The organism is Chryseobacterium sp. CS3K3.1 (assembly GCF_059515165.1).
Map to the genome: position 1 here is coordinate 134,972 of NZ_JCAKRV010000005.1, position 22,129 is coordinate 157,100.

Sequence of the window (22,129 nt, forward strand, 5' to 3'; positions counted from 1 at the left end):
TTTACGAAATAAAAAATGCTTCCGTGAGATACAGAAGCATTTTTGTAGGATTTCGCTTTATTAACATCCGCATTCTCCATAGATCGGAGTGGTAAATGTAGTTCCGTCCGGTTTCTCTATAGTCAGAGTTCCTTCAAACAGTAAAGCCTCTTCGCCCTTTATTTTTTTACCTTTTACAGAAATTTTGTAATCATCATTTTCTATTTCCTTGGTAAGCAATTCATCTACTTCCATGTCACTTGATGAAATGAGATTCATCGCCAGTCTTTTACCGTCAAGCATCATGTATGCTGTTTTTCCGGCATCATCCGCGTAGATATATCTTTCATTTTCAAAATCAGATTTGCTGGCTGCAAAATAGCAGGAACATTCTTTGATTTCTTTTGGAAACGGAATGGTTCCCACCAGAATATTTCCTGAAGAAGGTCCGATAGAAGCAGTATCTTTAGTGATATGTAAAGAATCAGCAGGAGCAGAACCCGACACAGTTTCTTTTTCCTTTTTACAGGCTACCAATAGAAATGCGGAAAATACAATGATTACATATTTCATGTCTTTGTGGTTTTATTATTTGTTTATCCTCTTGCTCTTTCAAGAAGTGTCATCATCAATAAAGAAAGGATTACCAGGCTTTCTTCCTCATCATCAATATCGATCAGTCTGTCCAGCTGGAATCTTCTTCCGAAGAATGAAGGCATTTTTTTCAGTTTAAAATAAGCCTTTCCGTCAATACCCGTTACGGTGTAAGATGGATTAAGGAAATACCCTGTAAACATCCCGATGATAGGAAGTTCTCCTACAAAGCTGTCCCAGAATCTTACCCATGCACTGTCTTCCTGAATTTTAAACTTAGGCTGATCGTGTGCATCCAGAATATCATAACTTGCTTTCCAGATAGAACGCATTCCTTTTCTCGCCAGTCTGCCAAAATTTTTATTATCGATAAGATCATTCAAAGAATACGAAGCATTGAAATCAATCCATTGATTTGCCCTGATTCTGAAAAGTTCCTTAGACTTGCTTTCATCATTAAAAACAATAACATCTTCTTTTAACTTGAACATTTTCTGACGAACATATGCCACATAATTTCCGTTTTTGTCAGTAATGTTGAAGTCACTTGCTAAAGTAGTGATTTTGAATTTGAAATCCAGTGGATAATTAAGATTGTTAAGTACCATGTCAGTTTATTTTTTTCATATTTAATTTAAGCCGCAAATATAAAGGTTTTTTAGTGTTCTCAGAAACAAGGGAAATATAAAATATCATAATGGGACATTAATCTCGTGGTCAATAGTCAATTTTTGCTGCGCAAAGTCAATAGTCAATAATCACTTTATACAAATTCACAAACGAAGTGAATTGACCATTAACGATTCACTATCAATTATCAACTTTAATCCTTATTTTTGTACCTATGGATTACCCTAGTAAAGTATTGGCAAAAGCAGTAGATGAGATTTCGGGATTGCCTGGGATTGGAAGAAAAACGGCTTTGAGGTTAGCACTCCATTTGTTGAAGCAGCCCAATTCAAGAGCTGTAAACCTTGGCAACTCCCTGATTAACCTTGTCAATGAAATAAAGTATTGTAAAGAATGTCATAATTTTTCAGATTTTGACATTTGTGAAATATGCAGCAATGAAAAGAGAAACGGTGAACTGATCTGTATTGTAGAAGATGTAAGAGATGTGATTGCGATTGAAAATACAGGAAAGTATACAGGAAAATATCTGATTCTCGGTGGGAAAATTTCTCCCATGGAAGGAGTAGGGCCAGGCCAGCTGAATATTCCAAGCATAGAAAAGAAACTGAATGACGGACAGGTAAAGGAATTTATTTTCGCACTGAGTGCTACGATGGAAGGAGATACAACGGCTTATTATATTTACAAGAAATTTAAAAGTTTCAATGTGAATTTTTCCAGCATTGCAAGAGGAATTTCTGTAGGGGATGAACTGGAATATGCAGATGAAATTTCTTTGGGGAGATCTATTATCAATAGATTGCCTTACAACGAAAAGGATTAATATGAAGTTGTCCGTTATTATTGTTAATTATAATGTTACCCAATTGCTTAGAAGCTGCCTCCTGTCGCTCCGGAAGTATGTACAGGATATAGATTATGAGGTGATTGTCATTGATAATGCTTCTGCAGATAGCTCATGGCGAGATCTTATTTCTGAATTTCCCAACGTACATTTTATATCATCTTCAACAAATGGTGGTTTTGCAAAAGCAAATAACCAGGCTGTCCGGAAGGCAAAAGGAGAATATATTTTGCTTTTGAATCCCGATACGGAATTTGAAGGGTTTTATATGAAAGAACTGCTGGATTTTGCAGATGCACAGCCTTCATTCGGATGTCTGGGGGTAAGAATGCATGATGCCGGAGGAAATTTTCTTCCTGAAAGCAAGCGATCGGTTCCGGATATGTTCAATTCATTTGAAAAGCTGTTTACCAATTTTAAAAAGAACAACTCGAAATCCTATTACAGAAACGATATAGAAGAAAATGCTATTGCTGAAGTGGAAGTAATCACCGGAGCATTTTTATTGGCTAAAAAAGAGGTCTATGAAAAAATAGGAGGATTGGATGAAGCTTATTTTATGTATGGAGAAGATATTGATCTCTGTTATACTTTTTTAAGAAACGGATATCAAAACTTCTATTATGGGAAAGTTTCAATTCTTCATCACAAAGGGGAAAGTACCATTAAAGATGAAGTATACCTCAACAGATTCTACGGAGCCATGCAAATCTTTATTGATAAATATTATAAAGAATCAAAACCTGTACAGTATTCATTTTTAAAGGCAGGATTAAAGCTTCGGCATCAGATTGAAAAGATCAGGTTAAAATAAAAAAGCAACTCAATTTGAGTTGCTTTTGTTGTATGTAAGATGATATTCTTCTTATTTTGCCGGTGCAGGAGTCTGTGCCGGAGTGGTTGTAGAAGAAGCAGGAGCTGACTGTTTTGCCGGAGCTTCTTTCTTAGCAGGCTGTTGTGCAGGAAGTGCCTGAGAAGGCTTACCTGTAATAACAACGCTTAAAAGGATAAGAACGATGATAGTTCCGCCCAGAGTCCATGTTGCTTTTTCCATGAAATCATTGGTTCTCTGTACCCCGAACTGTGCAGATGATGCACCTCCGAATGTACTGGAAAGGCCTCCTCCTTTTGGATTTTGTGCCATAACAATAATTACCAATAAGACACTGGCAATCATAATAAGAACCATCAATAGTGTAAATATAGTATCCATTAATTCTGATATCTTTTTGAATGGGCAAATTTAATCTTTTTTTACTGAATTACAAAAAAAGATATCGCCAAATGTTGATAAAAATAAAAACGGCAACATTTGTTGCCGTTTTTTCTATAAAAATAGGATGTTATTATTTAAAATCAGCATCTGTAGCCTTATTGATCTCATAAGACTTTACATTCATGGTCATATCCATTCCCATCTGGCTTACAGAGATCGTGAAAGGCATTTTTACGCCTTCTACATCTTTGTAATTAGAGTAGGTTGTCGGAATGGTCATTTCCTGACCTTTAGCTTTTATTTTTTTAGTCTCTCCGGTTTTTAATCCCGTTGCCACACTGTAGTAATAGGTTGTATTTCCACCTTTAATAGCATAAGAGTCTTCCCCGCCAATTTTCTCAATTCCTCCTAATTTATAGTCGGGAGATTTTGCAAATCCCAATTCTTCGAAAATCTCAGGATTTTTTTGTTTTTCGGCAATTTCCTCCGGTGTGATGTCAACCTTTTGTCCCATTTGCATAGAATAGCCGGTTTTCCCGTCGAATACCTGCTTCTGAACAACCTGTCCCATTGCCGTTACCGTGGTAAGCTCTTTTCCGCCTTGTGCTTTAACGATTTTAAAATCGATGTTTTGTCCTTGCATAGACATTGAGGCGTTGGTTGTATAAGATGTGATTTTCGCCAGATTAGCTTTTCCTCCGATAGCATTGATGTATTTGTCAACAACAGATGCAACGGTTACATTGGCATCCACTTTTTGTACAGTTGGTTTTGCAACGGGGTTGGCTTCTTTATCGAAATATTTTACAGGATAACCCAGTTTTTCCAATCCTTCAGAAATATCAGATGCCTTACCAGCGATGAAAATTCTGCTCTGGTTGGGCAAAATTGTAGCTTTTACAGCATTGGAAACATCTGCTGCAGTTACCTTATCAATAGATTTTAAGTAATTGGTATAAAAATCAGCAGGTAAATCCTGAACCTTCAGGTTTAAAGCAAATCTTGCGATATTGGCAGGTTGTTCCAGGGCAAGAATGAAAGCTCCTTTTAATTTAGCTTTAGCGTTCGCTAATTCTTCTGGTTTTATGGTAGAGATCGCATTAAGTTCATTCATGAATTCCTTAACAGCTTTGTCTGTAACCTCATTTCTTACACTTGCACTCGCAGAGAATTGTGGAGAATACTTGCTGGCCACCATTTCTGAGTAAGCCCCATAGGTAAATCCGTTTTTCTCACGAAGGTTCATGAAAAGTCTGGCTTCACCGCCACCACCAAGGATGTAATTGGCGATTGTAGCAGGGAAGTAGTTGGCATCTTTCATTTTCAGGGTGTTCAGGTTGTTTAAAGAAACAACAGACTGTACTGCAGAAGGAACATCTACTACGTTGATCTCTGTTTTAGCAACATTAGAAGCAGGTTCCAATGGTGTAATAGGAGTGTTTGCTTTTTTCCAGCCACTGAAAGCTTTTTCGATCAAAGGTTTTACCTGGTCAAACTTTACGTCTCCTACAATTACTAAATAAGCATTATCCGGAGCGTAGTATTTTTTATAAACATTTTGTACGTCAGCAAGCTGGATTTTGTTGATAGATTCAACCGTTTCAAACTCACCTCTTGACGTATTCTTCCCATACATCAAAGCGTTGGATACTCTTTCAGCAATAGAAGAAGCATTTTTTTCATCAGCTTTTAATCCTTCAATCGTTCTCTCCTTAGAGTTTTGAATTTCTTCAGCAGAAAATTTAGGATTAATAATGGCATCAGCCATTAAACCTAAAACTTCAGGGAAATATTTTGAAAGTGAATTGGCAGAAGCACCCCCCGAAGAGAAATTAAGGTTTGCTCCAAGATAATCTACTTTTTTGTTGAAGTCGTCTTTGCTGATATTGGTAGTTCCGTTTTCGAACTGCTCAGCCATAATTCCGCTTACTCCGGTTACTGCTCCTTCGTTGTATGGAGGTCTGTCCATAGAAAGGCTGGCACTTACTCTTGGTAATTTGTTGTTCTCAACCACCATTACCGTAAGGCCGTTGCTTAGCTGGAAAGTTTTTGGCTTCGCAATGTTAATCGCAGGAGTAGGTCCCGGTTTCGGCATTGCATTAAGATCTATTTTTTGTGCTGAAACCATTCCTGTAAAGAAAAATGCTGCAGCTATATATGTTAATTGCTTTTTCATTTGTAAAAATTTAATTTTTAATAATCATATTATCTCCTAAGAAGCTGAATAATTACTTTTTCTCAGGAACGTAATTGATGATTATTCTTTGGTTGGAATTAAGATACTTTTTAGCAGCATTTTGAAGATCCTGTCTTGTGATAGATCTGTAAATGTCGATTTCTTTGTTGATCAGATTCGTATCACCCATCAATACATGGTTGGTTGCCAGTGAAGCGGCAATTCCCTGAATGCTTGAATTGGCATTTACAAACTGGTTTTCATACTGGTTTTGAAGTTTTTGATAATCTTCTTCAGAAATTAAAGTAGTCTGAAGCTTTTTGATTTCAGCATCAATGTCAGTCTGTAACGCCTGTTTTGTAGTTTGTCCCATTGGAATCGCGAAGAATGCGAAAATACTGTAATCTTCAAGTCCCTGGTTGAAAGCAGCCACCTGAAGTGCCTTTTTGTCCTGGTCTACTAATTTTTTATATAAAACCGAAGATTTACCGCTGCTTAAATAAGAAGAAAGCATATCTAAAACATAAGCATCTTTCTCTTTGTTAGCCGGAGTTCTGTATGCGAACACATAAGCCGGAAGCTGGATGTTGGGATCTGTAGCAGTTACTTCTTTTTCCTGAGTGATAGGCATTTCTTTCGGGAAATCTTTGGGATAAAGTGTACCTTTTGGAATTCCTCCGTAATATGTTTCAATCCATTTCTTGGTTTGCTCAGGTTTGATATCTCCGGCAACTACTAAGGTAGCATTATTCGGAACGTAATATTTTTTATAAAATGCCTGGAATTCCTCTAGCTTAGCAGAGTTCAGATCTTCCATAGAACCAATTGTCGGCCAGTTGTATGGATGGTTTGTGAATAAATTTTTCTGAATAGTCGTGAAAAGATTCCCATAAGGCTGGTTATCCATTCTTAATCTTTTCTCTTCTTTTACAACCTCTCTCTGGGTATCTACACCAATCTGGTTGATAACAGCGTGACGCATTCTTTCTGCCTCCATCCAAAGACCAAGCTGTTCGTTGTTGGAAGGGAATGTTTCATAGTAATACGTTCTGTCATTGGTCGTGTTGGCGTTGTTCTGCCCTCCGTTTGAAGAAACGATTTTAAACCAGTCTCCTCTCTTGATGTTAGGAGTTCCTTCGAATAAAAGGTGTTCAAAGAAGTGAGCAAAACCTGTTCTGCCTTTTACTTCATCTTTTGCACCTACATGATACATTACACCTGTTGTTACCACCGGTGCCGAGTTATCCTGATGAAGAATTACATGCAGACCATTGGGAAGGTCATACTCTTCGAATTTGATTTGCTGTGCATTCAGCATGAGCCCGAAGAAAGCTACGGCAGCAGCAGAAAGAAGTCGCTTTTTCATAAAATTTAGAAATTGTTTACCAATTAGTATGAAAAGTGAATTAAATGTTACAGAATGTGTATAAATATAAAGGTGACGGTGAATAGTGAATGATGAATTCGCTTCGCTTGTCAATTGGTTACGTGATTCGGGTTGCGGGATTTGAGACCAAGAATAATCATTCACAATTCACTTGCGAAGCAAAATTGACCATTGACAAATACTATCTGAGTACTTCGAATTCCTAACTTCTCTATGAAAGTTTGAATTCTCCTCCGAATACCTTAATTTTGTGTTCCCAAAATTTTTTGCTGTATGGACTATTTGAAAGGACTCAACGAATCACAATATGAAGCCGTTACCTCTTTACAGGGACCTCTGATGGTGCTTGCCGGAGCTGGTTCAGGTAAAACGCGTGTACTGACCATGCGTATTGCCCATTTGATACACAACGGAATAGACCCTTTCAATATTCTGGCTCTTACCTTTACCAATAAAGCAGCACGTGAGATGAAAGAACGTATTGCAAAAGTAGTAGGGGACAGCAATGCAAGAAGCCTTTGGATGGGAACCTTTCACTCGGTTTTTGCAAGAATTTTAAGAATTGAAGCCCATTATCTCGGGTATCCTTCCAATTTTACCATTTATGATCAGCAGGATGCCCTGAACGTGATTAAAAAGGTGCTGAAGGATATGAATATTGATGCTGATCTTTATAAACCTAAAAAAGTTCAGGCAAGAATTTCAACCTATAAAAATAACCTGATTACGGTAAAAGCTTATTTCAACAATCCGGAACTGATGGAAGCGGATGAAAAAGCGAATATGAAATTCATCGGGCAGATTTATCAGAAATACGTAGATCAGTGTTTCAGAAACGGATCTATGGATTTTGATGATCTTTTATTGAAAACCAATGAACTATTGACCCGTTTCCCGGAAGTACTGGCAAAATACCAGGACAGATTCAGATACATCATGGTAGATGAGTATCAGGATACCAACCACTCGCAGTATCTTATCGTAAAAGCTCTGGCTTCGAAATTTGAAAATATCTGTGTGGTAGGAGATGATGCACAGTCTATTTACTCTTTCCGTGGAGCGAATATCTACAATATCTTAAACTTTAAAAAAGATTATCCGGATGCTATAACGGTATCTCTGGAGCAGAATTACCGCTCTACACAGAATATTGTAAACGCTGCTAATGTGGTCATCGCTAAAAACCTGCAGCAGTTTAAGAAAAATGTCTTCAGTGATAATGAAGAGGGAGATAAGATCAAAATATACCGATCTCTTTCCGATGCTGATGAAGCCAATTTCGTGGCAGGAAATATCTGGGAACTTCGTAACCGTGACCAGAGAAAATACAGCGATTTTGCTATTTTATACAGAACCAACTCTCAGACGCGTGCTTTTGAAGATGCCCTGAGACGTAAAAATATTCCGTACAAAGTATATGGAGGACTTTCTTTCTACCAAAGAAAAGAAGTAAAAGACCTTATTGGATACCTTCGTCTGCTGATCAATGAAAATGATTCTGAAGCATTGATGAGGATTATTAATTATCCTGCAAGAGGAATCGGAGAAACGACCCAGAATAAACTGATTGTTTTTGCTGATGCCCACAATATTGCTGTTTCAAAAGTATTGGAGAATCTTCCGATGTATGCACCGCAATTAGGTTTGAACAATGGAGTTTTAAACAAACTGAATGACTTCTGGTCCATGATCAAAGCTTTTCAGGTATTGCTGAAAACAGAAACAGCGTATAGTGTTGCTATGGAAGTGGCAAAGCGAAGCGGTTTAATCAAGTTTTTAAAAGATGATCAGACTCCTGAAGGAATTTCCAGAGTAGAAAACGTACAGGAATTGATGAACTCTATGCAGGGGTTCATTGAAGAACAGATGCAGCTTGAAGATGGAGATCCGAGTCTTTCCAATTTCCTTGAAAATATTGCCCTTTCTGCAGATACTCAGGATAAAGAACTGGAAGATGATATGGTTTCTCTGATGACGATTCACCTTTCAAAAGGACTGGAATTCCCGGTGGTTCACTTAGTGGGACTTGAAGAAAACCTTTTCCCTAGCTTTATGAGCTCTGCAACCAGAGAAGACCTGGAAGAGGAGAGAAGATTATTCTATGTGGCATTGACAAGAGCAGAAAAACAAGCCTTCTTCTCCTATGCTGTTTCCCGTTTTCAATGGGGGAAAATTACGGATGCTGAGCCTTCAAGATTCTTAAGTGAAATTGATGATGAATATATTGAATTCCTTAATCCTGCCCTGGAAAAAAGGTTTATCAATAATTCAGGCGTGAAATCCAATATCTTTGATGAGCATCCATCTGAAATGAGATCTTTCAAAAAGGTTGAGAAAAAGACCATCGACAGGGGAGATACTTCCAAACCTGCTCCTGAAGTCAGAAAGCTGAAACCGGTAAGCACGGCTAAAATTATCAATCCAAGCGGAGCTTCTTCTCAGGATATTGAAGTAGGAGATAAAGTGAGACACGACCGTTTCGGAATTGGGGAAGTGACTTTCCTGGACGGAACAGATCCTCAGAATATCAAAGCAAAAGTAGTTTTCATGCATGAAGGAGAGAAAAATCTGATCCTGAAATATGCTAAACTGACTAAGATTTAATTTCAAAATAAAATAAAGGAAACGGATTCAATTTTTGGATCCGTTTTTATTTTTAAACACAAAGTTCGCAATGTGATTATTGGATCTGCTATTTTTTGTTCGCAAAGGCGTTTCACTTAGCTAAGACAAGCCCTCTGCTGAACGAAGTGCCGTTGCGACCGAAAGAATAATCAATAAGCAATTTGTCTCTTTGCGTGTTTAGCGTTTTTTTCAAAATTTATTTTACTGTTAACTTTCTATAAAACAATGTTTTTTTACGAATGTTTCCTTAATTTATCATAACTTTAAATGAGGGATAGAAAGAAACGATAATAGTTTTTAACAAAAACAAAGTCTATCTGTTTTGTAGACTAATAAATAAATTTTACATTTGCACCTTGTAAAAACATAAATGTTAATCAAATTCTAAACTATGAATAATAAGAAAACTATTCTTTCGGCCTCTGTTTTATTTTTCCTCGGCGTATTTACTTATGGACAGGAAAAAGACAGTATAAAAACAAATAAAGACAGCATAAAAACCAATACTGTAGAAGAAGTAGTTGTACTGGGTTCAAGAGCCGGTGCCAGATCTAAAGTAGACAGTCCGGTTCCTGTAGATGTATTCAATGTAAAAGAATCTTCTATTATCCTTCCACAAACCAATATCGGACAAATTCTGAATGCGGTTGCCCCTTCATTTACTTCCACGATTCAGACCAATTCAGATGGAACAGATCACCTGGATCCAGCTCAGCTGAGAGGCTTGGGACCTGATCAGGTGTTGGTTCTGGTGAATGGAAAAAGAAGACATACTTCAGCATTGGTGAACGTCAACGGAACACCCGGAAGAGGAACTGTTGGTACAGATTTGAATGCCATTCCTTCTTTTGCTTTAAACAGAATTGAAGTACTAAGAGACGGAGCGGCCGCACAATACGGATCTGATGCCATTGCCGGTGTTATTAACCTGGACCTTAAAAGAGATACAGGAAAACTGGCAGGTCAGATCAGTTATGGAGGAAACCTTACGCCAACGGCTAATGATCATACCGGAGATTTTGACGGACAGAATATCCAGCTGGATTTGAACTATGGAAATAAAATCGGAACCAAAGGAGGTTTCTTTAATATTACCTGGTCTTCACAATTCAGAAATCCAACGTATAGAGCAGGAACAGAAAGTGGTCCTATTTACAACGCTTACAATGCCATTGAACAGCGTGCATTGAATGACGGAGTGAACCTTTCTTCTCTTTTTACCAATATTAATAATACACCCAATTCACAGCAGCTTGTGAATTACATTCATCAATATGCACAGAATGTAAGCTATTTCTCTCAGGATCTGCAAAATTCAATCCAGGGAGCGAATACCATTTCTGCGCTACAGAATGTTTTGAAATCTGCCAATTTTACCAGAGATCAGCTTAATTATATTACAGATCAGGAACTGGCTTACAGAGGTCAGACAAGAAAGGACTTTAATATGCAGGTAGGACAATCGAAGCTTAACAATCACCAGCTTTTTGTGAATGCAGAAATCCCTGTAAGTGACAACTGGAAAGTATATACTTTTGGTGGCTATAGCATAAGACACGGAACTTCCGGAGGTTTTTACAGAAGACCAAGTGAAAGCAGAACGTTTACAGGATTATATCCTAATGGTTATCTTCCACAGATCGGAACAGATATTCAGGATATCTCATTGGCAGCTGGAATTAAAGGAAAATGGGAAGGATGGAATATTGATTTCAGTAATACATACGGACAGAATTCATTTACCTATAACATCCAGAATACAGGAAATACCTCTTTGCGTTTTGCTTCACCAAGAGAGTTTAATGCGGGTGGATTAAGATTTTCTCAAAATACCATCAATTTAGATTTCTCTAAAAAATATGATGTATGGGAAGGAATCAACGTAGCGTTTGGAGCAGAACACCGTTATGAGAATTTTAAAATTACTCAGGGAGAAGAAGCATCTTATGCAACCTATGATGTTTCTGGAAATGTTTGGAACGGAAATTCTGTAAGACCTACAGATTTTTTCGGAGCATCGCTTCCGGGAGGTTCTCAGGTATTCAACGGGTTTAAACCTGGAAATGCAGTGGATAAAAACAGACAGTCGGTAGCTGCTTATGCGGATGTTGAATTCAACTTTACCAACTGGTTGTTGGTAGATGCAGCGGCCAGATATGAAAATTACTCTGATTTCGGATCTACATTCAATTATAAACTGGCTTCAAGAATCAAAGTAGCGCCTGATTTCAATGTGAGATTTGCGGGATCTACAGGATTTAGAGCGCCATCAATCCACCAGATTTATTATAATGTAACCTCTACGTTGTTCACCAATAATCAACTATTGGAAGTAGGAACTTTCAGTAATGATTCTCAGCTGGCAGGGCTTTTGGATATGCCAAAACTGAAGCAGGAAACATCCAAATCGGCAAGTGTAGGATTTACCTACAGAATTCCTTCGGCTAGTCTTACCTTTACAGCAGACGGATACTTCACGAGAATTGATAACCGTATTATTCTTACAGACCAGTTCTTAAAAGCAAGCGTTCCTCAGAAAGCACAGGAGGCATATGATCAGTTAGGAATTAATGCTGCGCAATTCTTTACGAATGCCATTGATACGGAAACAAAAGGAGTGGACGTTGTAATTTCCCATAATGTGAGATTTTCAGGAATAAAACTGGATAATAATTTTGCTATTAACCTTAATAAAACAAAACAGGTTGGGGATATTCATTCTGCAGGACTTCTGCAGTCGCCACAATTGGAGAAGGTATATTTCTCTGAAAAATCAAGAGTATATCTGGAAGAAGCCGTACCTAGAGTGAAAGCCAGTCTTTCTCATACGCTTTCATGGAAGAATGCGAGTCTTTATCTGAGAAATACCTATTTCGGAAAAGTAACAGGTGCTGATATTATTGATGTGAACGGAGACGGAATCATTGATTTTAATGAACACCAGCAGATCGGAGATAAGATCATTACGGATTTATCTGCTGCCTATCAGTTTACTAAAAATGTAGGATTGACTTTAGGAGTAAACAATTTGTTTGATATCTATCCGACGAAAAACCTTACAGCTTCTACCAATAATGACCAATTCATCTATTCAAGATCTACTTCACAGTTTGGGCAGAATGGAAGATATGTTTTTGCAAGATTGAATTTCAATTTTTAAATAACACAAAAGATAATGCTTAAAAAAACAGTTCAGAAATCCTGAACTGTTTTTTCTGTATAAAATTTGAATTTTATCTTTCTACCAGTTCTTTCACTGGTTCACCATAATGGTCAATTTCAGTTGTTTTGATTTGAAGCAGCTGGTACCACTTTCTGAAAGCTCCTGCAAATACAATAAGCATCAGAACCATGGCTGTCACCGCTAAAGCAGCCAGCAAATACTGTCCTTTAGGAATGTAAATGGCGGTCACCTGAATATAACCCGCCCAGAAGGTAATTCCAGCCATGAATACACCCGGAATAGCCGAGCATAAAGCATATTTTCCCCTGTTCATTCTGATCAGCATCGTTGTACAGACGATAAGCCCACAGGCTGCCAGCAATTGGTTACTGATTCCGAATAACGGCCAGATACTGTTTACATTTCCGGTATACACCAGATATCCCCAGGCAAAAGTGAAAAGAAGACTGCTGATAATGATTCCCGGAATCCAGTTTTTATCATTGAATTTTGGTACAACAGATCCCAGCATTTCCTGTAAAAAGAAGCGTCCGACTCTTGTTCCTGCATCAATGGCAGTCAGGATAAAGACAGCTTCAAACATGATCGCAAAATTATACCAATACGCGGTAAGCTGATCCATATACGGGATTTTATTAAAGATATGGGCCATTCCCACGGCCAGAGATACTGCACCTCCGGTTCTGCCATACAGATCAATACCTATTTTCTGGGAGTAATAATCAATATCTACCCCGTGCAGGGAAGGATGCGCTGCCAGAAATGAATCATAGGCTTCTTTGGGCGTGTTGATCGCAAAATAATCACCCGGCATCAAAGTACATGCTGCAATAAGCGCCATTAATGCAACAAATCCTTCTACCAGCATGGCTCCGTAACCTACAAAAAGGATTTCTCTTTCTTTATTCAGCATTTTGGGAGTGGTTCCCGTAGCAATCACCGCATGAAATCCGGAAATCGCTCCGCAGGCAATTACAATGAAGATAAAAGGAAGCACCGGACCGCCAATAATAGGGCCACCGCCATTCACAAATGCTGTGATAGCCGGCATCTGTATCGTTGGATGGATAACGATTACCCCTATAGCCAGCATGATAATCGTTCCGATCTTTAAATAAGTCGATAGATAATCCCTGGGAACCAAAAGAAGCCATACGGGTAATACCGAAGCAATAAATCCATACAGAGGAATGGCAATAGAAATGGTTTTAATATCCCAGGAAAATAAACCATTCATTGTAGGATTCTGCATTAGGGTGTGTCCTCCGATAATTCCTGCGACCAAAAGAATACCTCCCAAAATACTTGCAAACAGGACACTATTCTTTTTATAACGCATAATCAGACCCATAATAATGGCAATGGGCATGGTAATGAGAACGGTGAAGAGAGACCACGAAGCCTCATGCATGGCATTGATACAGGCCAGTGATAAACCCGCTAGGGTAAGAATCAATATGAAAAGGATTGCAAAACCAGCTACCGTACCCGTTGCCTTTCCAATTTCTTTGGAAGCAATCGTGGCTAGACTTTGCCCTTTATGTCTCACTGAAGCAAAAAGAACAATCATATCATGAACCCCACCTCCCAGTACACATCCTATCAATATCCATAAAGCTCCCGGAAGATATCCGAACTGTGCAGCAAGAACAGGTCCTACCAAAGGCCCGGCAGCAGCAATAGCCGCAAAATGATGCCCGAAAAGTACATTTTTATTGGTAGCCACATAATCTTTACCATCTGCAAATTCTACAGCAGGTGTTGTATTCCCGTCATTAAGCCGGAGAACTTTATTGGCAATGAAAATACCGTAAAAACGGTAAGCTATCGCAAAAAGAAGAACAGATACAAAGATGAGCGTAAGTGCATTGATATTGTTTAAAGATTCCATATTGCTTATTTTTGTTGATAAAAAATTAAGTTATTGGTGTTTTTATTGTTAATAATTTAAATAATAGCCAAGGTAATTAATTCTCAATGAAAAAGTATCAATATGTATATCAATCTAGCAAATTTGTACTCGTCTTTTATTTTATTGATTTGATTTGTCGTATTTTGTGTTGTGTTCTGATGGGTAAATGTATATCTTATTTCTTTTGTGAAAGAACAAACTCTACCATCTTATCTGTAAGCTGATCCAGATAAGCTTTATCAGTAGTGCCAAAGCCATGCACTCCGCCGTCAACGACGATCAGGGAGTTCTGTATTTTGGCTCTGTTTAATTTTCTGTGGAGCTTTTTAGACTGACTTAAAGGAACAATTTTATCATTATTCCCCTGGACAATTAAAGTTGGAACTCCTCCGGAAACAAAATAGACAGGGGAAATCGTTTTAAGATAATCAATAGCGCTGTCCTGATCTTTTCTGATATTATATCCGGAAATTCCTTTGACAAGATTTTCCTGTAAACCGACAATTTTTTTAGACATTAATCCGATCATTCCCACCGGAATTGTTCCTAATCTTGTATGGAAAAGTTTGTTGAGGTCTGCAGGGCCATAATGATCAATCACATAATTCACTTTAGCCGAATAAGAGGAAAGTTCAGGATTACCCAGATAAGTATTGTCTGGTGTATAGGCTGCCATCAGAGAAAGATGGGCTCCGGCTGAAGCCCCGAAAAGTCCGATATTGTTGGTGTCAAGGTTATATTTTTCAGCATTCTTTCTTACCCATCTTATGGCATCTTTGGTATCTTCCAAAGGCAGAGGAAAATGAATGCTGTCACTTAAAAGCGTATAATTGATACTGATCACCGCATACTGTTTGTCTATCAGTTTTTTTACAGTTGTTTCAAGATAATTATCTGAATTTACCACTTTGTCACCTTCTACCCATCCGCCTCCATGAACGTAGATCAATACCGGAAGTTTTTCAGTGGTGGCATTCTTGGGAGTATAGAGATCAAGAGCGAGAGGTTTGCCCTTTCTGTTTGTTTTGTATACGATATCTTCGGAAACTGTTGCAATTTCAGGGAGTAATGTACTTTTTACAGCAGCAGCTTTGTTTGGTCTTAATGGTAAGTCTTGTGAAAAAAATAAATTTGTAAAGCTCAAAAATAAATTAAAAAACAGGTTTGTGAAAAACCTGTATGTTGATATGTTGTTGATGTGTAATTTCATAATAAATTTTTAAGGAGTGTTATTTTACTAACTCCTCAAAAAGCTTACCAAAAGTGGCATTCAGGTCCTTTGATTTTCCCGGATGAGGTCTTGAGGTCTGTACGACAGAACTTCTTACCGCTGTTAGCCATCGGAAACGTTCCGGAATATCAAGAAAAGCAATAGGACCGCCATCTTTCTCACCGTTAGCAATTTTTTGAAAACTTTCCAGATTGTGGATGATATCATCGTAATCCAGTTTGCTGTGCATCAGTTTGAATTTGTCCGGACACAAATAGAATTCCACTCTAATGAATTTTTCCTTCTTGGAAAACATCACCAGTCCGATATTGAAAAATTCTTCTCTTTCAACTTTAGGTACTAGGCGTATTACCGCATATTCATATATTTTATCCTCTTGCATTTTTCGCTTCGTTTACAAAGATTTGAGAATTTTCTAATCTGGTTTTCATAAATTGAAAATAGATTTCACGAATTTCTTCTGGCGTTTCGTCAGCATCATTCCAGTGCAACCAGTCTTCAGGAATCATGTTGACAATGTCTCTGAAAAGAGTATCATTCAAAACTTCATGGGCAAATTTATCCGCTTCGTCAAGCATTTTGGCCTTAGGAAGAAGCACATGATCTTTCACATATTTGAAAGGCGTTTTGGCTGCTGCATCAAAATTCTGCCATGAGTGGTGGAAGTAGAACGAAGCACCATTGTCAATGATCCAAAGTTCTTTATGCCACATCAGCATATTCGTATTTTTAAAAGTACGGTCGATGTTGGTAATGAATGCATCCAGCCATACTATTTTTGAGGCCAGAAGCGGATCCACACTTACTCCCGGGTCATACGTAATAGAACCGGAAAGATAATGTAAACCGAGATTCAGCCCTTCAGAAAACTTCAGAAGATCCTGAATTTCCTCATCGGCTTCCGTTCTTCCGAAATCGGCGTCAAGATTAACGAAAACAAGTTCAGGAATTTTAAGTCCCAAAGCTTCGGTAATTTTCCCGCCCAAAAGTTCGGAGATCAGCATTTTTACCCCATGGCCTGCACCACGGAATTTTAATACATATTTGAAATCATCATCAGCTTCTGCCAGAGCCGGAAGAGATCCTCCTTCTCTCAGGGGCAGAATGTAACGCATCACGGTTACAGTTCTTAAATTCTGCATGCAGCAAAAATAAGCTTATTTTTTAATAATTTTTTTAGTGAATTCCTTTTCTCCTGTTTTATATTGCAGGAAATAAACTCCGCTGGTCAGATGCTGAAGTGAAATACTGCAGCCGGTGTCTGTTTTATTCAAATGATAAGGAATGATTTTTCCTGAGGCTTCTGTAAGGGAAATTACTTCAAATTTCTTTTTAGAAACAATGTTAATAAGGTTTTGAGAAGGATTTGGATAGATTTGAATTCCATTTTCTATAGTTGTTTCTGCTGTTTGTAATGTACTTACAACAACCAGTTTTGTTTTCGTTGTAGTTGCTCCGCAAGCATCTGTTGTAAGTTTTACATGATAACTTCCTCCCACAGTATAGTTGTGCGTCGGATTTTCCAGCGTAGAAGTCGTACCATCACCAAAATCCCATGAATAATTGGCTGCATTCTGGGTTGCATTCGTAAACTGAACGGTGCCTGCTCCGGTAAGCTGATAAGTAAATCTGCTGTGAACATCATTGTTGGTTACATACCATTGACCAGGCTGATTGTACACTTCTGTTTTCACAATTTCTTTGATCAGCTGGGCCTGTGCCGGAGTAAGATTTCCATTAAAAGGAATCTGCGTAGGATCTTTCTTGAATATAATAGTATAAAATGTATACGCAGCCGCCATAGAACCAATGTAGCTCGGGTGCGATTCATCCTGATCATACAATTCAATGGCCGGGTTTTGCTCTCTGATTGTTCTCCAGACTTTACCTACAGGAGAGACAATGCCTTCATTGTTCATTGCCATTTCCATATAACGGTTATAAATTTGAGTGTCCATTCCCTGATAGGTGCAGACTGTGGGAAGTCCCGGGCAATTGGCTGCATCACCATTTTTACGGCCCCAGGTCATATAGAAAATAACATTACCACAAGGATTTGATGCTTTAATTAAATTAGAAAGCTGAAGCGCATAAGGATACACCTGGTTTTGTACCTGGGAATCAGGAAACGAAGGAAGCTGGCTCTGTTCCTGCAATACCACGTAATCCCAGTTTCCCTGATTAATGTCTGTAGTGACATTCGGGTTATTGGCATGATCCTGCAGGGTAGCACCTCCCGGAGTCTGGCTGTGATGCTCGAATACATCACCATTAGATGCAGCAATGCTTTGAATAAGGCCAGGTAAATTGTTAACATAAGTATAACTGTTTCCAATAAAAAAGACCCTTTTGGTCGTCTGGCTCAGGATTAAAGAAAATGTAATTAAAGATAAAAGAAGTAGAGTTTTTTTCATAAATTTCAGTTTGAATTCATCCCATAAATATAAATAATATTAAATAAAACCCGTTTATTTTATGAATTTGATTATCGAAAAGAATATATATTTAGAAAATAAAGAAACAAAAGGCTTTCTTGCTGATATTTTTTATCCGGCTACTGAAAAAAAACTTCCCCTGATTATATTTGTTCATGGTTATAAAGGGTATAAAGATTGGGGCGCCTGGAACCTGATGGCCGAAAAGTTTGCGGAAGCAGGCTTTTTCTTTGTCAAGTTTAATTTTTCACATAACGGAACAACAACAGAAGATCCGTTTAATTTTGGAGACCTCGAAGCCTTTGGAAATAATAATTATTCTAAAGAACTTTCCGATCTTGGAGTAGTAATTGATCATTTCAGTAAAGATCCTCATGTGGATGATGAAAAGATTGTACTGATCGGACACAGCAGGGGAGGGGGAATATCCATTATCAAAACTGTTGAAGATGAAAGAATCAACGGTTTGATTACATTGGCCAGTGTTGACACATTAGATCGTTTTCCAAAAGGAGAAGCCTTTGAGAACTGGAAGAATAATGGAGTATATTATGCGCTGAACGGCCGTACAAAACAGGAAATGCCTCATTATTACCAGTTTTATGAAGATTTTGAAAAAGATATTCACCGTTTTGATGTAGAACGAGCTACAGAAATGGCTAAGGCTCATATGCTGATTATTCATGGAACAGAAGATGAAGCGGTAGAGGTGAAGCAGGCAGAACATCTTCATATTCTTCACCCCAATTCTGAATTGTTTCTGATTGAAAATGCCAACCATACTTTCGGGGCAAAAGAACCATGGGAAGGAAATGATTTACCAAAAGATCTCCATACTGTAACTGAAAAATGCATTGATTTTATCAAAGAAAAATTGAAATAAAACGTTTAAAACTACGTTATTATATAGTAACCACCATACAATATATTTATGAAAAAAATTATTGCAGGCGCACTTGCGCTTTCATTATGTGTTGTTTCATGTAAAAAAGAAACAAAAACAGAATCTTCTGTAAGCAGTGATACTTTGGCAGCCGTTATGCCTAAGGATTCCGTAACAACTCCAAAAACAGATTCAGCAGCAACTGCAGCTCCTTCTGCTCCTGCTCCGGATAATGTTATTACCAAAAACGTTGGAAAATATCCTCATGATATTAAATTCTTTGAAGATAAAGGTATTTCAGAAAGACTTAAAAAACTTACCGGTGCTCAGTATGATGAGATGGTAAAGAATTTCAATGTGGAAAGTCCTGTTGTATCAGAAAATGGAATCTACAAACTGACAGGATGCAAACAGCACGATTGTCCGGGATACGTGACAAGTATTTATTACGATGCTAAAAATGATAATCTGAACGTTTCCATAGATAAAAACGGTAAGGTAACAGAATTTGCTGAAAAAGGGAAAATTACGGTCTCAGAATCGCTGAAAGCAAAATAAGAAAGTAAGTGAGAAGCTGGAAGATAATAGTATTCGGTATCTATTGAAATCAAAATGGAATTATTTTCCAAAGGGTATTAATTGGGACAAAAATCTATTCATAAGACTTTATATACTTCCAGCTTCTTACTTCCAGCATAAAAAAATAAGCCTGAAATTTCAGGCTTATTTTTTTATTTAATAGTGAGCAAAACCCACGCTTCTTCCACTTTGCTTTCCAGAAGTAACTTCTGTGCGTCGAGATGAATGTTTTCATCAGCATGAAAGTCACCTTCAGGCAACACTTCCGTATTGGCAAGCATTCCAAGGTCATTTCCTGTAAATACTTTACTGTATTTGATAGAATCTGGCAGCAGATCAAAACCGATTCCTTTTGTTACCAAAGGTTTAGGTACTTCAAAAAGACTGTTTTCATTGCTTCTGGAATACCAGTTGCTGCCTAAACGGGCTACCATATCCAGTTTTTTCTGATCCAGATTTCCGGCTTCATTCAGATATTCTTCTCTGATATGAATTTTCTGAACTTCACAGATTACCAGATTTCCTGCGCCGCCCTGATCACCCAATGATTTTACCTCTAAAACCTTACATTCAAAATTAACCGGGCATTCTTCAATAAGTTTAGGTTGTACAAGATCTGCATCTTTCATGGTAAGACCGGATTTGATAAACTCATTCACTCCGGTTTCATATTCTGTAGAGGCTAAAGAAATCTGTTGTACAATCGGAAAATTGACTGTTCCGATGACCACTTCCGGAACTTCAAGAACATTTTCCAGCGTATGTTTTGTAGTATTGTCACGAACCCTTCTCGATGGTGAAAAAATCAAAATCGGAGGAACCGTACTGAACATATTAAAAAAACTGAACGGAGATAAGTTATTATTACCGTCTTTATCCACTGTAGAAGCCAATGCAATGGGCCGTGGTGAAACGGCGGTTTGCATGATGGTCTGTAGTTGTACGGAGGTTATCTCAGAGGGGATTACTGTTTTCATGTTTTTCTTTTTAACACTTAATTCAACTTAAGTATTCAAATGATATTAAAAGATGCTTCGACTCAGCTCAGCATGACACTCCTAATACTATCTGTTTAGCAGTATATTTCTAGCGATGTCATCCACCAAACCTTATAGGTTTTCAAAACCTATAAGGTTTAATAGTGGTATTGTGCAGAGTTAAAATTTAGATAAAAATTAAAGTGCTGGAATAATTTTACCGGAAACTTCACCGAAACCTACTCTCACACCGTCTTTTTCAGCCCAAGCCTTCATGGTAACCGTATCATTGTCTTCAATGAATTTTCTTTCTTCTCCGTTGCTTAATGATAAAGGATTTTGTCCTCTCCATGTCAGTTCAAGCATAGAACCGAAAGATTTCGGATCACTTCCTGAGATGGTACCGCTGGCATATAGGTCACCTACTTCCACATTACATCCGTTTACCGTATGATGTGCCAGTTGCTGGGTCATATTCCAGTACATATGTTTGTAGTTGCTTTCGCAGATCAGGTTTTGATCTCCGTTTTCAGGCTGGATATATACTTCAAGGTTGATATCGTAATTTTTATCACCTTCAAATTTTAAATAGTCTAAAACCTCAGGATCCTGGGTTGGAGAAGCGGTTCTGAATGGTTCCAGAGCTTCAAGGGTAACTACCCATGGAGAAATGGATGAACCGAAGTTTTTCGCAAGGAATGGCCCTAGCGGAACGTATTCCCAGGATTGGATATCTCTTGCAGACCAATCGTTGAAAACGACCATTCCGAAGATGGCATCTTCAGCGTCTTTAGTAGAAATACTTTCTCCCATCTCTGTATTTTTATTGATGATAAAAGCCATTTCAAGTTCGAAATCCAGTTGTTTAGATGGTCCGAAAACCGGTTTATCTGCATCTGCAGGCTTTGTCTGACCTTTCGGACGATTGATCTCCGTTCCGGAAACTACGATAGAGGATGCTCTTCCGTGGTAACCTACCGGTAGATGTTTCCAGTTGGGTAATAAAGCGTTTGCCGGATCACGGAACATTTTTCCTACGTTGGTAGCATGTTCGATGCTGCTGTAGAAATCGGTGTAATTCGGGATGTGAACAGGCATCATCATTTTTACTTTATCCAGATCATAGAAAGCTTCTTCAATAGTTTTCTGATCTTTTGATAAAGTGGATCCTTCCTGCAATAAGGTTTGGATTTTAGTACGAACAGCATTGGTAACAGGCTTACCCAGCTCGATAAATTCGTTGATGGTATACGCTTCAAAAACATTGTCGTCTAATCCTTCAATATCTTCAAAATATCCAAGATCGTACAAGGTAGCAAGATCAATGACCTGATCTCCGATTCTTGTACAGCATCCGATATATTCTTTGTTAAAAACTGCGACTCCGAAAGGAATATTGTGTATAGAAAAATCCGAATTTGAGGAATAGTCTACAAATGATTTCATAAGTTTAGATTTTAGTTAGATTCAATAT

General features: G+C 38.0%; 18 protein-coding genes. 6 read left to right on the forward strand and 12 right to left on the reverse strand.

Translation table 11 applies throughout. The features are described 5' to 3' along the window. Positions 1 to 60: 60 nt before the first annotated feature. The gene (locus AC5YGI_RS06970) at positions 61 to 552 is read right to left on the reverse strand and encodes a hypothetical protein (RefSeq protein WP_110010882.1); all 492 of its coding nucleotides are present in this window, start codon (positions 550 to 552) and stop codon (positions 61 to 63) included. 23 nt (positions 553 to 575) lie between these two features. After that, entirely contained in the window at positions 576 to 1,181 is a 606-nt protein-coding gene (locus AC5YGI_RS06975; RefSeq protein WP_076596213.1) for an LURP-one-related/scramblase family protein, read from the reverse strand. Between the two features lie 236 nt (positions 1,182 to 1,417). Here AC5YGI_RS06975 and recR point away from each other — a divergent pair, with 236 nt between their 5' ends. Further along, positions 1,418 to 2,029 carry a recombination mediator RecR gene (gene recR, locus AC5YGI_RS06980; protein WP_330745405.1) on the forward strand — a complete coding sequence of 204 codons (612 nt, stop codon included), beginning with the start codon at positions 1,418 to 1,420 and terminating at the stop codon, positions 2,027 to 2,029. Continuing rightward, positions 2,025 to 2,864, forward strand: a complete 840-nt coding sequence (locus AC5YGI_RS06985; protein ID WP_330747731.1) for a glycosyltransferase family 2 protein — start codon at positions 2,025 to 2,027, stop codon at positions 2,862 to 2,864. The genes recR and AC5YGI_RS06985 overlap by 5 nt, the downstream gene beginning before the upstream one ends. A gap of 51 nt (positions 2,865 to 2,915) precedes the next feature. On the opposite strand, the gene secG is transcribed toward AC5YGI_RS06985, so the two are convergent. From secG to AC5YGI_RS07000, 3 genes are all read right to left on the reverse strand, one after another. Next, on the reverse strand, positions 2,916 to 3,263 hold the full coding sequence (secG, locus tag AC5YGI_RS06990) for a preprotein translocase subunit SecG (RefSeq protein WP_330745406.1): 348 nt from the start codon (positions 3,261 to 3,263) through the stop codon (positions 2,916 to 2,918). A 133-nt stretch (positions 3,264 to 3,396) separates the two neighbouring features. Next, complete coding sequence (locus tag AC5YGI_RS06995) at positions 3,397 to 5,442, reverse strand: M16 family metallopeptidase (RefSeq protein ID WP_330745407.1); 2,046 nt, start codon at positions 5,440 to 5,442, stop codon at positions 3,397 to 3,399. Between the two features lie 52 nt (positions 5,443 to 5,494). Then, positions 5,495 to 6,808 carry a M16 family metallopeptidase gene (locus AC5YGI_RS07000; RefSeq protein WP_330745408.1) on the reverse strand — a complete coding sequence of 438 codons (1,314 nt, stop codon included), beginning with the start codon at positions 6,806 to 6,808 and terminating at the stop codon, positions 5,495 to 5,497. Between the two features lie 294 nt (positions 6,809 to 7,102). On the opposite strand from AC5YGI_RS07000, the gene AC5YGI_RS07005 reads away from it, so the two are divergent. Then, entirely contained in the window at positions 7,103 to 9,433 is a 2,331-nt protein-coding gene (locus tag AC5YGI_RS07005; protein WP_110010888.1) for an ATP-dependent helicase, read from the forward strand. 412 nt (positions 9,434 to 9,845) lie between these two features. Then, a complete protein-coding gene (locus tag AC5YGI_RS07010; protein WP_496167868.1) occupies positions 9,846 to 12,614 on the forward strand; it encodes a TonB-dependent receptor plug domain-containing protein in 2,769 nt (922 codons plus the stop codon). 73 nt (positions 12,615 to 12,687) lie between these two features. Here AC5YGI_RS07010 and AC5YGI_RS07015 read toward each other — a convergent pair whose 3' ends face one another. The 5 genes from AC5YGI_RS07015 to AC5YGI_RS07035 form a co-directional block, all read right to left on the reverse strand. Beyond that, positions 12,688 to 14,529 (reverse strand): carbon starvation CstA family protein, encoded by a 1,842-nt coding sequence (locus tag AC5YGI_RS07015; RefSeq protein WP_496167869.1) that lies wholly within the window; start codon positions 14,527 to 14,529, stop codon positions 12,688 to 12,690. Between the two features lie 196 nt (positions 14,530 to 14,725). Next, on the reverse strand, positions 14,726 to 15,760 hold the full coding sequence (locus AC5YGI_RS07020; protein WP_496167870.1) for an alpha/beta hydrolase fold domain-containing protein: 1,035 nt from the start codon (positions 15,758 to 15,760) through the stop codon (positions 14,726 to 14,728). Positions 15,761 to 15,779: 19 nt separating this feature from the next. Continuing rightward, positions 15,780 to 16,163 carry a DUF3037 domain-containing protein gene (locus AC5YGI_RS07025; RefSeq protein ID WP_110010891.1) on the reverse strand — a complete coding sequence of 128 codons (384 nt, stop codon included), beginning with the start codon at positions 16,161 to 16,163 and terminating at the stop codon, positions 15,780 to 15,782. Beyond that, positions 16,150 to 16,923, reverse strand: coding sequence for a HipA family kinase (locus tag AC5YGI_RS07030; RefSeq protein WP_330745412.1), 774 nt, complete (start codon positions 16,921 to 16,923; stop codon positions 16,150 to 16,152). Before AC5YGI_RS07030 ends, AC5YGI_RS07025 begins: the two co-directional genes overlap by 14 nt. 15 nt (positions 16,924 to 16,938) lie before the next feature. Continuing rightward, entirely contained in the window at positions 16,939 to 18,195 is a 1,257-nt protein-coding gene (locus tag AC5YGI_RS07035) for a T9SS type A sorting domain-containing protein (RefSeq protein ID WP_330745413.1), read from the reverse strand. Positions 18,196 to 18,256: 61 nt separating this feature from the next. Here AC5YGI_RS07035 and AC5YGI_RS07040 point away from each other — a divergent pair, with 61 nt between their 5' ends. Further along, the gene (locus tag AC5YGI_RS07040; protein WP_330745414.1) at positions 18,257 to 19,099 is read left to right on the forward strand and encodes an alpha/beta hydrolase family protein; all 843 of its coding nucleotides are present in this window, start codon (positions 18,257 to 18,259) and stop codon (positions 19,097 to 19,099) included. Between the two features lie 48 nt (positions 19,100 to 19,147). After that, positions 19,148 to 19,657: an Ivy family c-type lysozyme inhibitor gene (locus tag AC5YGI_RS07045; RefSeq protein WP_496167871.1), complete on the forward strand. Its 510-nt coding sequence runs from the start codon at positions 19,148 to 19,150 to the stop codon at positions 19,655 to 19,657. A gap of 173 nt (positions 19,658 to 19,830) precedes the next feature. On the opposite strand, the gene AC5YGI_RS07050 is transcribed toward AC5YGI_RS07045, so the two are convergent. After that, entirely contained in the window at positions 19,831 to 20,655 is an 825-nt protein-coding gene (locus tag AC5YGI_RS07050) for a flavin reductase family protein (RefSeq protein WP_411414283.1), read from the reverse strand. Between the two features lie 198 nt (positions 20,656 to 20,853). Next, complete coding sequence (gene fahA, locus AC5YGI_RS07055; RefSeq protein ID WP_496167872.1) at positions 20,854 to 22,101, reverse strand: fumarylacetoacetase; 1,248 nt, start codon at positions 22,099 to 22,101, stop codon at positions 20,854 to 20,856. Between the last annotated feature and the right edge of the window lie 28 nt (positions 22,102 to 22,129).